Origin of the sequence: Pseudomonas sp. Colony2 (genome assembly GCF_019382755.1) — a bacterium.
GTDB lineage: Bacteria > Pseudomonadota > Gammaproteobacteria > Pseudomonadales > Pseudomonadaceae > Aquipseudomonas.
This window is the reverse complement of the sequence record NZ_CP080030.1, coordinates 4106323-4122148: the sequence shown is the minus strand read 5'-3', so window position 1 is coordinate 4122148 and position 15826 is coordinate 4106323. Positions and strand designations below refer to the sequence as shown.

Genomic DNA, 15826 nt, shown 5'->3' with positions numbered 1-15826 from the left:
GTTGTCGTCTGGGGTTTGCGGCGACAAAGGATTTTGTGTAACGCCGGCTTTCGCCCATAATCGTTCTTTTTTGCAGAACCCAAACCCCGCAGGAGCCCCATGGAGCAATTTCGCAATATCGGCATTATCGGTCGCCTGGGCAGTACCCAGGTGCTGGACACCGTCCGCCGACTGAAAAAGTTTCTGCTCGAGCGCCACCTGCACGTGATCCTCGAAGACACCATCGCTGAAATCCTCCCGGGCCATGGCCTGCAGACCTCGTCGCGCAAGATGCTCGGTGAAGTCTGCGACATGGTGATCGTGGTGGGCGGCGACGGCAGCCTGCTGGGCGCCGCCCGGGCGCTGGCGCGGCATAACGTGCCGGTGCTGGGGATCAACCGCGGAAGCCTGGGGTTCCTCACCGATATTCGCCCCGACGAGCTGGAAGTCGAAGTGGCCAAGGTGCTGGACGGCCACTACCTGGTGGAAAACCGCTTCCTGCTGCAAGCCGAAGTGCGCCGCCACGGCGAAGCCATCGGCCAGGGCGACGCCCTCAACGATGTGGTGCTGCACCCCGGCAAGTCGACGCGGATGATCGAGTTCGAGTTGTACATCGACGGCCAGTTCGTGTGCAGCCAGAAGGCCGACGGCCTGATCGTCGCCACGCCGACCGGGTCCACGGCCTACGCGCTGTCGGCCGGTGGGCCGATCATGCATCCCAAGCTGGATGCCATTGTGATCGTGCCGATGTATCCCCATATGTTGTCCAGCAGGCCTATCGTGGTCGATGGCAACAGTGAGCTGAAAATCGTGGTGTCAAAAGACATGCAGATCTACCCGCAAGTCTCCTGCGACGGGCAGAACCATTTCACCTGCGCCCCCGGTGACACCATCACCGTGAGCAAAAAGGCACAGAAGTTGCGGTTGATCCACCCGCTGGACCACAACTACTACGAAGTGTGCCGGACCAAGCTGGGCTGGGGCAGCCGCTTGGGGGGTGGAGGCGACTGATGCTCGATCCCGCGCGTAGCTACGACCTGATTGGTGACGTGCACGGTTGCGCTCATACCCTTGAGCACTTGCTCGACCGGTTGGGTTACCACAAGCAGGGCGGTACCTGGCGCCATCCGTCGCGAATGGCCGTGTTCCTCGGCGATATCATCGACCGTGGCCCGCGCATTCGCGAGGCGCTGCATATCGTCCACGACATGACCGAGGCCGGCCAGGCACTGTGCATCATGGGCAACCATGAGTTCAACGCGCTGGGCTGGAGCACGCCCGCCGCCCCAGGCAGCGGCAAGCAGTTTGTGCGCGAGCACACGCCACGCCACGCGCGGTTGATCCACGAGACCCTGACCCAGTTCGAACAGCACCCGGCAGACTGGCACGATTTCCTCGGCTGGTTCTATGACATGCCGCTGTTTGTCGACGCCGGGCGATTCCGCGTAGTGCACGCTTGCTGGGACAACGGCTTTATCGAGCCCCTGCGCGCGCATTTCCCGGACGGCTGCATCGACGAACACTTCCTGCAAGCCGCCGCCGTGCCTGGCAGTTTCGCCAGCAATGCCTTCGACCGCCTGTTGCGCGGCACCGACATGCGCCTGCCGGACGGCCTGACCCTGACCGGCGGCGACGGCCTGACGCGTTCGTTCTTCCGCACCAAGTTCTGGGAAGACGACCCGAAAACCTACGGCGATATCGTGTTCCAGCCCGATGCGCTGCCGGAACCGGTGGCCGCCACGCCGCTGTCGTCCACTGAAAAGAATTCCCTGCTGCGCTACGGCGTCGACGAGCCATTGCTGTTCGTCGGCCACTACTGGCGCAGCGGCAAACCGGCGCCGATCCGCCCGAACCTGGCCTGCCTGGACTACAGCGCGGTGCTGTACGGCAAGCTGGTGGCGTACCGGCTGGATCAGGAAACCCGCCTGGACCCGCGTAAATTTGTTTGGGTCGATGTCGAGCGCCCTGAGGTTATTTCATGAGTACCGTTGCTGTATTACGCCTGCCGCTGGCGGTGGATTTGAGTGGTTTCGTCAAGCTTCTGCAACGCATGCAAGTGCCCCATCGCGTCAGCGAAGAAGCCGGGGAGCAGGTGCTGTGGGTGCCTGACTCCATCAGTGAAGACGTGAAGGTCCTGTACCAGCGCTTTCCGGCCGGTGACCCGGACCAGCAACTGGACATTCCCGAGCAGGCGACGTCGACCAGGCGTCCCGGGTTTGCCCAGCAGCTTCGCCACAGCCCGGTGACCGCGTTGGTGTTGCTGCTGAGCATCATCGTCGGCGCCGTTACGTTGCTGGGGGATAACCTGCAAGCCATGAGCTGGCTGACCTTCCTGCCGTTCAGCGTGGCAGGCGAGTACATCCGTTTCACGCCATTGACCGACAGCCTGGCGTCGGGACAGTGGTGGCGCCTCGTCACGCCGATGTTGATCCACTTCGGCATCCTGCACCTGGCCATGAACGGCATGTGGTACTGGGAACTGGGGCGGCGCATCGAGTTGCGCCAGGGCAGCATCAACCTGCTGGGCCTGACCCTGCTGTTCAGCCTGGTGTCGAACTACGCTCAATACTATTTTGGTGGTCCCGGCCTGTTTGGCGGGTTGTCCGGCGTGCTGTATGGCTTGCTCGGGCATTGCTGGATCTATCAGTGGGTGTCGCCGAATCCGATGTATCGCCTGCCTCGCGGGGTGTTGGTGATGATGCTGGTGTGGCTGGTGCTGTGCCTGTCGGGCCTGGTCTCGATGATCGGCTTCGGCGAAATCGCCAACGCGGCCCACGTGGGTGGCCTGGTGATGGGTTGCCTGACCGGTTTGTTGGGTGGCTTGTACAGCCGCCGCAAAATGTCTCCTATTTAGTTAAGGAAGAGTCTTATGTCCTCTTTTGTCGAAATGATCGAAAACATCACCCCGGACATCTACGAGAGCCTCAAGCTCGCCGTGGAAATCGGCAAATGGTCCGATGGCCGCAAGCTCACCGCCGAGCAGCGTGAACTGTCGTTGCAGGCGGTGATCGCCTGGGAACTGCAGAACCTGCCGGAAGACCAGCGCACCGGCTACATGGGCCCGCAGGAATGCGCCTCGAAGTCGGCGCCGGTGCCGAACATCCTGTTCAAGTCGGATGCCATCCATTGATTGAGATTGGCCGTGGTGCAGTCAGCAAGATGTCGGCGCAGTTGGGTGAGCCGACCGTTCAATACGCGTTTCGCCTGGGCGATACCGAGGTGCCGGTCAATCCATTGATCGGCACTACCGTGCGCCTGGAATACCTCGGTGCGATCCATTGCACCCATTGCGGTCGCAAGACCAAGACCAGTTTCAGCCAGGGTTACTGCTACCCGTGCATGACCAAACTGGCCCAGTGCGACCTGTGCATCATGAGCCCCGAGCGCTGCCATTACGACGCCGGCACCTGCCGCGATCCGGCCTGGGGTGAAAAATTCTGCATGACCGACCACGTGGTGTACCTGGCGAACTCGTCGGGGATCAAGGTCGGCATCACCCGCGCCAGCCAGCTGCCGACCCGCTGGCTCGACCAGGGCGCCAGCCAGGCGCTGCCGATCATGCGCGTTGCCACGCGCCAGCAGTCGGGCTTCGTCGAGGACCTGTTCCGCAGCCAGGTGGCCGACAAGACCAACTGGCGCGCGCTGCTCAAGGGCGATGCCCAGGCCGTCGACCTTGCGCAGGTGCGCGACGAACTGTTCGCCAGCTGTGCCGAAGGCATGCTCGGTTTGCAGAAACGCTTTGGCCTGCAGGCCATCCAACCGGTGACCGACATCGAACCGATCGAAATCCGTTACCCGATCGAGCAGTATCCGACCAAGATCGTCAGCTTCAACCTGGACAAGAACCCGATTGCCGAAGGCACGCTGATGGGGATCAAGGGCCAATACCTGATCTTCGATACCGGCGTGATCAATATTCGTAAATACACGGCCTACCAGCTCGCCGTGCATCAGTAGAAGGACGACAGACATGCGCACCGAACAGCCGAAGATGATTTACCTGAAGGACTATCAGGCGCCGGATTACCTGATCGACGAGACGCACCTGACCTTCGAGTTGTTCGAGGACCATAGCCTGGTCCACGCGCAGTTGGTGATGCGCCGCAACCCCGAGCGCGGCGCCGGCTTGCCGCCGCTGGTGCTGGACGGGCAGCAGCTGGAGCTGCTGTCGGTGAACCTGGCCGACCAGGAACTGACCGACGCCGACTACCAGTTGAGCGACAGCCACCTGACCGTGCACCCCACCAGCGCGACCTTCACCCTCGACACCACGGTGAAGATCCACCCGGAAACCAATACCGCCCTGGAAGGCCTGTACAAATCCGGCGGCATGTTCTGCACCCAGTGCGAGGCCGAGGGTTTCCGCAAGATCACCTATTACCTCGACCGTCCGGACGTGATGAGCGTGTTCACCACCACGGTGATCGCCGAGCAACACAGCTACCCGGTGTTGCTGTCCAACGGCAACCCGATTGCTTCCGGCCCTGGCGAAGACGGCCGGCACTGGGCGACCTGGGAAGATCCGTTCAAGAAGCCGGCGTACCTGTTTGCACTGGTGGCCGGTGATTTGTGGTGTGTCGAAGACACCTTCACCACCATGACCGAGCGCACCGTGGCGCTGCGTATCTATGTCGAGCCGGAAAACATCGACAAGTGCCAGCACGCCATGAACAGCCTGAAGAAATCCATGCGCTGGGACGAGGAAGTCTATGGCCGTGAGTACGATCTCGACATCTTCATGATCGTCGCGGTCAACGACTTCAACATGGGCGCCATGGAAAACAAGGGCCTCAACATCTTCAACTCCAGCGCCGTGCTGGCCCGTGCCGAAACCGCCACCGACGCCGCGCACCAGCGAGTCGAGGCGATCGTTGCCCACGAATACTTCCACAACTGGTCGGGCAACCGCGTGACCTGCCGCGACTGGTTCCAGCTGTCGCTGAAGGAAGGCTTCACGGTGTTCCGTGATTCGCAGTTCTCTGCCGACATGAACTCGGCCACCGTCAAGCGCATCCAGGACGTGGCTTATCTGCGCACCCACCAGTTCGCCGAAGATGCCGGTCCCATGGCCCACGCGGTGCGTCCGGACGGCTTTATCGAGATCTCCAACTTCTACACCCTGACCGTGTACGAAAAGGGCTCGGAAGTCGTCCGTATGATCCAAACCTTGCTCGGCGCCGAAGGGTTCCGCAAAGGCAGCGACCTGTACTTCGAACGCCACGACGGCCAGGCTGTGACCTGCGATGACTTTATCAAGGCCATGGAAGACGCCAACGGCGCTGACCTGACCCAGTTCAAGCGCTGGTACAGCCAGGCCGGTACGCCACGCCTGGCGGTGAGCGAGTCCTACGACGCGGTGGCTAAAACCTACAGCCTGACCTTCCGTCAAAGCTGCCCGGAAACCCCGGACAAGGTGGAAAAACTGCTGTTCGTGATTCCGGTTGAGCTGGGCCTGCTGGACGGGAAGGGCGCGGGCATCGCCTTGCGCCTGGCCGGTGAAACCGCTGCCGGCGCCACGTCCCGCGTGATCTCGGTGACCGAAGCCGAACAGACCTTCACCTTTGTCGACATCGCCGAGCACCCGCTGCCGTCGTTGCTGCGCGGCTTCTCGGCGCCGGTGAAGCTGAGCTTCCCGTATAACCGCGACCAACTGATGTTCCTGATGCAGCACGACAGCGATGGCTTCAATCGCTGGGACGCCGGCCAGCAGCTGTCGGTGCAGGTGTTGCAGGAGCTGATCGCCCAACATCAGCAGGGCAAGGCGCTGGTGCTGGATCAACGCCTGATCACTGCACTGCGCAGCGTATTGAGCGACGAAAGCCTGGACCAGGCGATGGTCGCCGAGATGCTCTCGCTGCCGAGCGAAGCCTACCTGACCGAAATCAGCGAAGTGGCGGATGTCGACGCCATCCACGCGGCCCGCGAGTTTGCTCGCAAGCAGTTGGCCGACAACCTGTTCGAGGGCCTGTGGCTGCGTTACCAGGCCAATCGCGACCTGTCGAAGAAAACCCCGTACGTGGCCGAGGCGGAACACTTTGCCCGTCGCGCCTTGCAGAACATTGCGCTGTCGTACCTGATGCTCAGCGGCAAGCCGGAAGTGCTGGCGGCGACCCTTGAACAGTTCGACGCGTGCGACAACATGACCGAGCGCCTGACGGCTCTGGCGGTGCTGGTCAACTCGCCGTTCGAAGAAGAAAAAGCCAAGGCGCTGGCGGTGTTTGCCGAGAACTTCAAGGACAACCAGCTGGTCATGGACCAGTGGTTCAGCGTGCAGGCGGGCAATGGTTTGCCGGGCGCGCTGGAGCGGGTCAAGACGTTGATGCAGCACCCTGCGTTCAACATCAAGAACCCGAACAAGGTGCGGGCACTGGTGGGCGCGTTTGCCGGGCAGAACCTGATCAACTTCCACGCGGCGGATGGTTCGGGCTATCGGTTCCTGGCGGACCTGGTGATCCAGTTGAATGGCTTCAACCCCCAGATTGCTTCGCGGCAATTGGCGCCGTTGACCCGCTGGCGCAAGTACGACAGCGCGCGGCAGGCGCTGATGAAAGGCGAGCTGGAGCGGATTCGCGCTTCGGGCGAGCTGTCCAGCGATGTGTTTGAAGTGGTGAGCAAAAGCCTCGCTTAACTGAGGCTGAGTACTGCATCTGTGGCGAGGGAGCTTGCTCCCGCTGGAGTGCGCAGCGCTCCCAAGATTTTGGGGCCGCTACGCAGCCCAGCGGGAGCAAGCTCCCTCGCCACAACGGGTCTTAGATAACCGGCGGCCAGCGCAGGTCTTGTGCATCATCGTCCGTATAACGTGGGAAGCGTTCCGCGATCATCTCGTGGGGCACGCCCAGCGGTATCGCGCTGGCAGCATCCAGGCGGGCCACTTGCTCAGCCGAGAGTTGCACACTCAACGCACCCAGGGTGCCGTCCAGTTGTTCGCGGGTACGCGGCCCCAGGATCGGGATCAGCGCGGTGGTAGAACGACGGGCCTTTTCCCGCAGCCAGGCGATGGCGATGTGAGTCGGCGTGGCGTCCAGTTCACCGGCAACCGCCAGCAGGGTGTCGAGCACTGCGGTTTCCCGTGCGCTTTTTTCAGCGTGGACCAAAATCCCCAGCTTGCTGGCGCGGGTATCGTCCTGGCTGTTGCGGTACTTCCCGGTCAGAAAACCACCCCCCAGCGGTGACCATAAAGTCGCGGCCAGGCCCAGGGCCTCGGCCATGGGTAGCAGCTCGCGGTCAGCGGTGCGTTCGGCCAGGCTGTATTCGGTCTGGATCGCTACCAGCGGTGCAAAGCCGCGCACTTCAGCGAGCAGGTCGGCGCGGGCAATGCGCCAGGCGGGGAAGTTGGACAGCCCCGCGTAGTGGATCTTGCCGGCACGCACCAGGTCATCAAAACCCCGCAGGATCTCTTCCATCGGCGTGACGTTGTCGCTGATATGCGCCCAGAACAGGTCGATGTGGTCGGTGTTCAAGCGTTTCAGGCTTTCTTCGACGGCGCGCACCATGTTCTTGCGGTTGTTGCCAAGCTTGAGGGTGCCTTCGTCTTGAGGCTGGGTGCGCAAGGTGTATTTGCTGGCGATCACCAAGCGGTCGCGTTCCGAGGCAATGAACTCGCCGAGCAGCACTTCCGATTGGCCGAACTGGTAGCCGTTGGCAGTATCGAGGAAGTTTCCGCCGGCCTCCAGATAGCCGTCGTAGATTCGCTTGGACTCGTCGCGCTCGGCGCCGTGGCCCCAGCCTGTGCCGAAATTGGCGGTACCCAGGGCCAGCTCTGAAACCCGCAGGCCGCTGCGACGGCCAAAGACTTTATTACGCATACCAAAACTCCTGACGCTGTGGCTAGTTTAAATGTTTCCCGACATCTATTAAATATGATGCTAGTCATATATTTCGTCAAGGGGCTTTTTTGGCGGCTGAAGGGAAGGGTGCCTGCTCCTGACACTTTCTGACGGAGGCCTCTGCTAAGCTGCGCCACCTTTCTTTTTCGAGCATGATCAACGTGTCGCGTACCAGTCGTCTGTTGACCTTGTTGCAAGTCCTGCGGGGCAAAAAACGCCCGGTGACGGCCGCCGTGCTGGCGGCAGAACTGGAGATTTCCGAGCGCACGCTGTACCGCGATATCGCCGAACTGACCGCGTTGGGCGCACCGATCTACGGCGAGGCGGGCGTGGGCTATGTGCTGCGTGCGGGCCTGTTCCTGCCGCCGCTGATGCTCAATGCCGACGAGACCGAAGCCATCGTGCTGGGCTTGCGGTATGTCGACCAGCGCGGTGATGACGTACTGAGCCAGGCGGCGGCCAATGCGCTTGCAAAGATCGCCGACGTGCTTGACCCGGCTGCCCAGGAAGCCTTGCGCAATCCGACGGTGCTGCCGGGCCCGCCAGGCTTCGGCTACCCGGAAAATCGCGTGCCGTTGAATGTGTTCCGCGAGGCCATTCGCGGCCAGGCCAAACTGCACATCGACTACGCCGATGCCAGCCAGACCGCCAGCCAGCGCCTGATCTGGCCCCTGGCCCTGGGTTTTCTCAACGAAGTGCGGGTGATCGTGGCGTGGTGTGAATTGCGTGGGGCCTATCGCACCTTCCGCACCGACCGAGTGGCCGCCGCGCGCCTGCAAGGTGAACGGTATCCGGGGCGCCGCAGCGATTGGTTGCGGGGCTGGCGCAAGCTGATGGAACAGAACGAATCCGGGCCGTTCACTCCTGACAAGAACTGACACAACGCTGCTTTAGGATGGCTCCATAAATCACTAAAAAGGAGCTGTCACCATGTCCCAACCCACCCCTGAACTGGCCCCGGCTATTGCAACCTACATTGCCGCGGCGAATGCCGGCGACACCTCGCTGGTGGCCGACTGTTTCGCCGAAGATGCCAACGTGTTCGACGAAGGCGAGCACCGGGTCGGTACCGCCGCCATCGCCCGCTGGATGGAAGACACGGGGCGTCGTTACCAGCCCAGGGTCCAGGTGCTGAATGTGCAGCACCGCACGGGCAAGGTGCTGGTCAGCAACCTGATCACCGGCAGCTTTCCCGGCAGCCCGCTGGAGCTGCGCTATACCTTCCGCCTCAATGAACACGGCAAGATTGCCCGATTGGATATTTCCCTGTAGCCGTCATGGCATACTGCCGGGCATGACTTTCGACTCGCCACTTGCCGCCTATCAGCACGCCATCACCGAACAGGGTTTTGTCCCCGACGACGCCCAGCGTGAGGCGGTGCAAGCCCTGCAGGACTGCCATCAGGCCTTGCACCACGGCCCTGGGCCCATCACTGGGGTGTACCTGTGGGGCCCGGTCGGCCGGGGCAAGACCTGGCTGATGGACCAGTTCTACCAAAGCCTGGGAGTGCCAGCGCGGCGCCAGCATTTTCATCACTTCATGGGCTGGGTGCACCAGCGTTCATTCCAGCTCACGGGCACCCACGATCCCTTGCAGGCCCTGGCCCGCGAACTGAGCCGGGAAGTGCGGGTGCTGTGTTTCGATGAGTTGTTTGTCAACGACATTGGTGACGCCATCATCCTCGGCCGGCTGTTCCAGGTGATGTTCGAAGAAGGCGTGGTGATGGTCTGCACGTCCAACCAGCCACCGGACCAGCTGTACGCCGACGGTTTCAACCGGGATCGTTTCCTGCCGGGAATCGAGGCGATCAAACAGCATATGCGGGTGGTGGCAGTCGATGGCGGGGAGGATCATCGGCTGCACCCGGGCACCGCACTGCAGCGTTACTGGGTCGACCAGCCCGACGCGTTGGCCGAGGTGTTTCGCCAGTTGAGCGCCGGGCAGGCAGTGAGCAGCGCCCCGGTTGCGGTCGGCTACCGCTCCATCGTGGCAGTGCAGTCCAGTGAAACCGTGCTGTGGTGTCGCTACGCCGACCTGTGTGAGCAGCCGTTGGCGGCGATGGATTTCATGCTGCTGTGTGATCGGTTCAAGGCCATTTTGCTCGGCGAGGTGCCCAACCTCAGCGCGCAAAAGCGCCCGGGACGAATCGCTCGTGGCACCGAAGACGCTGCCGAACGGGTGGACGCCGGGGACCGGGAACTGCCGGAACTGTCGGTGCATGACGACAGCGTCCGGCGTTTCATCGCGCTGGTGGACGAGTGCTACGACCGCAAGGTGCCGCTGTACATCGAGGCCCGGGTGCCGCTGGAAAGCCTCTACACCGAGGGTTACCTGGAGTTTCCATTCCGCCGCACCCTGAGCCGCCTGCAGGAGATGCAACTGGCACGGTTTGGCGAGCCTGGCGCGCTTTCACGCGGGCAAATGTAGTTAATCTCCTTCATCTAATGCCTGCACCACGCTTACAATCGAGCCCTTTTATGGGGACCGAGTCCCTGTCGCACCGTCAACGAGGAAGGAAATGGACAGCGCAGACATCCTGGTGCTGCAAGCCAGCTACACCAATCCGGTACACGCCGAGGCCATTGGCCTGGTGCTCAATCATTACGCCGAAGACCCCATGGGCGGTGGCCACAGCCTGCCGGCCGACCGCTTGCAGCAACTGCCGGCAGAGCTGGCCAAGCGTGCCCACGCGTTCAGTGTGCTGGCCTTTGTCGGCGGTACGCCGGCCGGCCTGGTGAACTGCTTTGAAGGGTTTTCCACCTTTGCCTGCCGCCCGCTGGTCAACGTGCACGACGTGGTGGTGATGGATCAATTCCGTGGCCTGGGGCTGAGTCAGAAGATGCTGCAAAAGGTCGAGGAAATTGCTCGCCAGCGCGGTTGCTGCAAGATCACCCTCGAGGTGCTTGAAGGCAACGCCGTGGCGCAGTCGGCGTATCGAAAGTTTGGGTTTGATGATTCGGTATTTGATCCGCAACATGGCCGGATGTTGTTCTGGAGCAAGCCGCTTTAATTAATGTTTATTTAATTAAAGGCAAAAAAAAGGCGCCAGCAAGTGGCGCCAAATTGACCTTGGCTATCAGAGCGGAATAGCACAGGTATTGCGGGTAAATCAGCTGTTCGGTGTGTTGGTAGTTTGGTCGGCCGTTGCCGGCTTTTCGGTCTTGCCGTCAGCCATTGCGGTTTGCTGGGCAGCACCGTGAGTCTGTTCCTGAACGAAGGTGAAGTTGTTGTAGAACTCCTTCGAACGCTCTGAGCCGCCTTCTGCAAAGGCGGCTACGGAAGTCATGGTCATCAGGCCGGCAAGGATAACAGTCGAAAATTTCATGGCAGTGTCTCAGTAAGTGTGTTGGGTCCGCGCGTTGTCATCAGCGGCGGGATGGGGAGACTGTGGGCCAATGATATTAAGTAAGGGTTAACCTCGCGCTGACCGAAAGTTAACGATTTCGTTAACTTCCAATCTTTAGCAGCGATGAATTCAGAGCTTCCAGTCCAGTGCGACGCTGATAGAGCGCGGGTCTCCCCAATACACGCCGTTATAGAAGCCGACGCGCTCGTAATATTTTTTATCAAATAGGTTGTTGATATTAAGTGACGCCGACAAGTGGTCATCGAACTCATAGCGCGACATTAGGTTGACCACGGTATAGGCCTGCTGGGTGATCCGGGTGCGCTCCCTGATCAGGGCTCCATTGGTGTCCCGGCCAACCGGGCGATAGGCGAAGTCGTAGAAGTCGCTTTGCCAATTCACCGCGCCGCCGACCGTCAGCGCGTGCCATTCGCCGGGCAGGCGGTAGGCCGTGGACACGCGCAGCAGGTTCAGCGGCAGGTGGGTGTTATTGCGCTGCTTGTCCCCGTTCAGGGAGTGGGTGTAGGTGTATCCGGCGGTCAGGTTCCAGTCGGGGCGCACCTCTCCGGACACCTCTACCTCGAAACCCTGAACCTTGTTGCCTTTGCCGCCGGATGTGAAGAACTGCTCACCGGTCTCCGGATCCGGTGGGGTCAAACTGTCCAGTTCCGCGACGTTGTCCTGTTTGCTCCAGAAGTACGCGGCCGCCAGGTTCAGGCGCTCTTCCAGCAGGCTGCCCTTGATGCCCACTTCATAGTTGCTGCCTACCACCGGCTCCAGGTATTGCTTGCTGGCGGTGCGTTCTTCCTGCGGGTTGAAGATATCGGTGTAGCTGGCGTAGACGGTGTACTCCGGGGTCAGGTCGTAGAGCAGGCCGGCGTAGGGTGTCCACATGTCGTTGTGGGTCTGGCTGGATTTTGACGTACCGAGGAACTGGTCAGTGTCCCTGTTGTAGTTGTAGGTGGTGCTCTCGATCTCCCAGCTGCCGTAGCGGCTGCCCAATACCGCATGCAGGCGATCGGTCAGGCTCAGGCGGGTGGCCAGGTAGCCGGCCTTTTGGCGGGTGCTGCCTTGTTCGCCCTTGAGGCCGGTGTTGGTGTCGGGGAATTTGCCGATCCCGCCCATGTGTTTCCAATCGTCGATGCTGGTGTAGTCCTTCGGCACCGTACCGCTGCGCAGGTGTGGCGAAGCGTCACGCTGCTCGGACTCGCCGTAACCCACCATCAATTCGTGCTCACGACCCAGCAGGGCATAGGACCCGGACAGGTTCAAGTCGACCACGTCCATTTTCGAGGTGCCGAGCATGTGGCTGGTCCAGGCGGTCATGCCGCTGCGGTCGGCATTCGGGAAGCCTGAGCCGCCGTAATAGACCTTGCCGTCGGTGTCGCTTTCACGGTGGGTATAGGCGGCCTTCAGGTGCCAGTCACCCGCCAGGCGGTGGTCGAGGGTAGCGAAGGTGGTTTCATCTTTCAGCGGCCAGGAACTCCAGTGGGCCGCGATGTTGGCGGAGCGGGGCAGCCTGGCTTTGCTGCCGTCGCTGTTCCAGTAGGGCAAGGTGCCCCACGCGGTGCCCTGCACATGCTTGTTCTGGTAATCAAAGCCCACCGCCAGCACCGTGTCGTCGGTCAGGTCGCCTTCGAGGATGCCGTAGCCGACTTCCCGTTGCAGCGCGTAGTTGTCGCGGTAGGACTGGGTGTCACGGTAGGCGAGCACCGTGCGGCCGCGCAGGCGCCCATCAAACGCCAGGGGGCCGCCAACGTCCAGGTAGCTGTAGTAATTGTCGTGGGAGCCGCCACTGACGCCTGTCTTGGCCTGCCACTGTGCGGTCGGACGTTTGCGCACCATATTGACCGTGGCCGAGGGGTCGCCGGCGCCGGTGGTCAGGCCGGTGGCGCCGCGGACCACTTCGACCCGGTCGTAGATGATGGTGTCGGCATCGGACTTCATGCGGCCGAAGGTGTTGAGCATGCCGTCAATCTGGAAGTTGGTGATGCCGTAGCCGCGCGAGGAATAGCCGACCCGGTCGGAGTCCAGGTGCTGCACCACCACGCCGGTGGTCTGGCGCATCACTTCGGTCAGGGTGTTGAGGTTGAAGTCGTCCATCTGCTGGCGGGTGATCACCGAGACCGACTGCGGGGTTTCCTTGATGGACAGGTTCAGCCGGGTGGCGGTGCCCATTGGGCCTGTGGTGTAGGCACCGGTGTGTTCGGTGTTGGCGCCAAGGCCTTCGGCGGTGATGCTGGTGCTGCCCAGTTCCAGGGCTTTGGCCGGCGCTTGGGATTCCTGGTCGGGGTCGTTTTCGGCCAGCAGGTCCGGGCTCAGCACCACGCTGAAGAGGCCCAGGGTCAAGGTCATGGAACGGGTAATAGGCGCGAACATCGCGGCGAACTCCTTGTCGTCTATGAAAAATGCCATTGGCTCAAAGACGAAAGGAGGCGGAGAACTTTAGCGCTAAACGAGAATAATTATTATCTTTGCGCTGCAGCCAAATCGGGTTTCACCGCATTGCGCGGATGAAACCCGGGCGATTCAAGCTACTTGACGACCACGTTGGCGGCGTCTGGCTTCGGCTTGATCAGGCTGAAATCAATCAGCGGTTTTTGCTGGCGTGCATACGGGTCGCCAATCAGCCGTGGCCGAGGCTTGAAGCTGTCACTGACCAGGCTCTTGCTGTGGTCCAGTTCGTCGAAGCTCAACCCGGCCATGTCGGCCCAGGTATGGATCAGCTGCGAGCTGGTGTAAGGGCGCTGCAAGTCACCGGCAAAACTCCAGTCATGGCTTTCACGCCACTTGGGTGATGCGTAGGCCATGAACGGAATGGTGTACATCGGTGCCGTCGGCTTGCCTTCGTTGCGGCCCAGGGTGTTGTGGCCGGCCGAATCGAACACGTCTTCGCCGTGGTCGGAAAGGTACAGCAGGAAACCGTTCGGATCGGTCTTGGCGTAGTCCTTGATCAGGCTCGACACCACGAAATCGTTGTACAGCACCGCATTGTCGTAGCTGTTGTAGGTCGGTAACTGTGCGTCGCTGACCCCCTCAGGCACGCCCTGGCGGTCGGTGAACTTGTCGAAGGTCGGCGGGTAGCGGTACTGGTAGCTCATGTGGGTACCCAGCAGGTGCACCACGATGAATTTGCGTTCGGCGGTGTCGGACATGGCCTTGGCAAACGGCTCCAGCACGTCGCCGTCATACTGGCGCGCATTCTGGTTGCGGTTGTTGTTCAGGTACACCTGCTCGTCGGCCTGTTCGGAGAAGGTCGTGAGCATGGTGTTGCGCTTGGTCATGGTCTGCTGGTTGGTGATCCAGAAGGTCTTGTAGCCGGCCTGCTTCATCACGCTGACGATGGAGGGGGTCTTGAGGTACAGGTCCGGGTTTTCTTCGTCGGCGAAGGTCAGCACCTGTTGCAGCGCCTCGATGGTGTACGGGCGCGGGGTAATGACGTTGTCGAACACCGCCAGTTGGTCCCGCAGCTTGTCCAGTTCCGGCGTGGTGTTGCGCGGGTAGCCATACAGGCTCATGCGCTGGCGGTTGGTGGACTCGCCGATCACCAGCACCAGGGTCGACGGCTGGCCGGCCATGCTGTCCTTGAGGTTGGTCAGGGGCGGGATCTTGCTGGCGCTGGTCAGCATGCCTTGCATGTTATCCAGTTGTTCGGTGTAGCGGCGGTAGGCGACGATCATCTGCCATGGCACTGCCGGCTCGATACGGGTTTCGAAGCGGTCGATGGCCAGTTCCATGGTCTCGCTCTTGGCGATCTGCTTGACCAGCGGGTAGCCGACGATGGCAATCACGATTGCGGCAGCCGCCAGCATGGCCTGGCCACGTGGCAGGTAAACCGGGCGTACGCGGGTCCACAGGAAAACGGCCATGGCGGTGTGGGCAATGAACGCCAGCACGATCCACCAGGCAAAGTATTGGGTGGCGTATTCGCCGGCTTCAGAGATGTTCGACTCGAACATGATGAAGATGACGCTTTGAGAGAATTCCTGCTGGTAGATGAAGAAATAACCCAGGCTGGCCATGGAACAGGCCCACAGCACCACGCCAATCAACCCCGCCACCAGGCGCGCGCGACGTGGGAACAACAGCATCGGCGCCAGCCACAGGGCGCTCATGAAGAATGCCTGGCGGAAACCACTGAAGCCGGAGGTGCCGGTCAGTTGGATCAGCAGTTGGGTAATGCCCGAGAAATACCAGAAGAACAGAAACATCCAGCCGAGGCCGGCCCAATCAAAACCTTTCGCAGACGTAGTGCTGCGTTTGAACATCGCCATCCAGCGCTCCAACCCGATAATTTCAGTGTCAACGCGCAGGGATGCACGCAAACAGAGGGCCTGCGCACGTAGCGCGGCCCTATTCGGCGGGAGTATCGGGAGGGGGATGTGAAAACTTCGTGAGTTATTCCTGAACGGTTCGTTCAGCCCACGTTCAGCAAAGTGCGGGCTGGGTGCCGGACGGCTGATTGAGCTGGCCCTGCAGGTGCGAGCGCAAACGCATGACTTCCTGCTGCAGTTGGTCGCGCTCGTTTTTCAACTGGCGCAATTCATCGCGGCGAATGGTGACGTAGAGGGTCTGTGGCGGACGGGTCATGTGTGCAGTGCTCATTGCTTACCTCGCAAATAGCCGGTCTATCGCGGTGCCAGAGCGCTTGAATCGAGGCTCTCGGCAACAGTC

General features: G+C 61.3%; 15 protein-coding genes. 10 read left to right on the top strand and 5 right to left on the bottom strand.

All coding sequences use genetic code 11. From position 1 onward, the window contains the following. Positions 1-99: 99 nt before the first annotated feature. The 6 genes from JV201_RS16265 to pepN are packed head-to-tail and all read left to right on the top strand — an operon-like array spanning position 100 to position 6607. Positions 100-990 (top strand): NAD(+) kinase, encoded by an 891-nt coding sequence (locus JV201_RS16265; RefSeq protein ID WP_003217892.1) that lies wholly within the window; start codon positions 100-102, stop codon positions 988-990. After that, entirely contained in the window at positions 987-1961 is a 975-nt protein-coding gene (locus JV201_RS16260) for a metallophosphoesterase (protein WP_161635726.1), read from the top strand. The genes JV201_RS16265 and JV201_RS16260 overlap by 4 nt, the downstream gene beginning before the upstream one ends. Next, on the top strand, positions 1958-2833 hold the full coding sequence (locus JV201_RS16255) for a rhomboid family intramembrane serine protease (RefSeq protein WP_003217899.1): 876 nt from the start codon (positions 1958-1960) through the stop codon (positions 2831-2833). The genes JV201_RS16260 and JV201_RS16255 overlap by 4 nt, the downstream gene beginning before the upstream one ends. Before the next feature lie 15 nt (positions 2834-2848). Continuing rightward, a complete protein-coding gene (locus JV201_RS16250; RefSeq protein WP_003217900.1) occupies positions 2849-3109 on the top strand; it encodes a YeaC family protein in 261 nt (86 codons plus the stop codon). Then, a complete protein-coding gene (locus tag JV201_RS16245) occupies positions 3106-3936 on the top strand; it encodes a DUF2797 domain-containing protein (protein WP_219405715.1) in 831 nt (276 codons plus the stop codon). The genes JV201_RS16250 and JV201_RS16245 overlap by 4 nt, the downstream gene beginning before the upstream one ends. A 13-nt stretch (positions 3937-3949) precedes the next feature. Further along, a complete protein-coding gene (pepN, locus tag JV201_RS16240) occupies positions 3950-6607 on the top strand; it encodes an aminopeptidase N (protein ID WP_219405714.1) in 2658 nt (885 codons plus the stop codon). A 121-nt stretch (positions 6608-6728) separates the two neighbouring features. On the opposite strand, the gene JV201_RS16235 is transcribed toward pepN, so the two are convergent. Continuing rightward, a complete protein-coding gene (locus tag JV201_RS16235) occupies positions 6729-7784 on the bottom strand; it encodes an aldo/keto reductase (protein ID WP_008432003.1) in 1056 nt (351 codons plus the stop codon). Between the two features lie 182 nt (positions 7785-7966). Between JV201_RS16235 and JV201_RS16230 the strand changes: the two genes are divergently transcribed. The 4 genes from JV201_RS16230 (at position 7967) to JV201_RS16215 (ending at position 10816) form a co-directional block, all read left to right on the top strand. Next, entirely contained in the window at positions 7967-8683 is a 717-nt protein-coding gene (locus JV201_RS16230) for a YafY family protein (protein ID WP_032898885.1), read from the top strand. Positions 8684-8735: 52 nt separating this feature from the next. Beyond that, the gene (locus tag JV201_RS16225) at positions 8736-9077 is read left to right on the top strand and encodes a nuclear transport factor 2 family protein (protein ID WP_008432007.1); all 342 of its coding nucleotides are present in this window, start codon (positions 8736-8738) and stop codon (positions 9075-9077) included. 22 nt (positions 9078-9099) lie between these two features. Then, a complete protein-coding gene (gene zapE / locus JV201_RS16220) occupies positions 9100-10233 on the top strand; it encodes a cell division protein ZapE (RefSeq protein WP_219405713.1) in 1134 nt (377 codons plus the stop codon). Between the two features lie 91 nt (positions 10234-10324). After that, positions 10325-10816, top strand: coding sequence for a GNAT family N-acetyltransferase (locus JV201_RS16215; RefSeq protein WP_008432012.1), 492 nt, complete (start codon positions 10325-10327; stop codon positions 10814-10816). 99 nt (positions 10817-10915) lie between these two features. Here JV201_RS16215 and JV201_RS16210 read toward each other — a convergent pair whose 3' ends face one another. From JV201_RS16210 to JV201_RS16195, 4 genes are all read right to left on the bottom strand, one after another. After that, positions 10916-11131, bottom strand: a complete 216-nt coding sequence (locus tag JV201_RS16210) for a hypothetical protein (protein ID WP_003217916.1) — start codon at positions 11129-11131, stop codon at positions 10916-10918. Between the two features lie 150 nt (positions 11132-11281). Next, positions 11282-13531: a TonB-dependent siderophore receptor gene (locus tag JV201_RS16205; RefSeq protein ID WP_219405712.1), complete on the bottom strand. Its 2250-nt coding sequence runs from the start codon at positions 13529-13531 to the stop codon at positions 11282-11284. A 155-nt stretch (positions 13532-13686) separates the two neighbouring features. Next, positions 13687-15426, bottom strand: coding sequence for a phosphoethanolamine transferase CptA (locus tag JV201_RS16200; RefSeq protein ID WP_003217921.1), 1740 nt, complete (start codon positions 15424-15426; stop codon positions 13687-13689). Positions 15427-15580: 154 nt separating this feature from the next. Beyond that, positions 15581-15757 carry a DUF6026 family protein gene (locus tag JV201_RS16195; RefSeq protein WP_023658901.1) on the bottom strand — a complete coding sequence of 59 codons (177 nt, stop codon included), beginning with the start codon at positions 15755-15757 and terminating at the stop codon, positions 15581-15583. Positions 15758-15826: the final 69 nt, after the last annotated feature.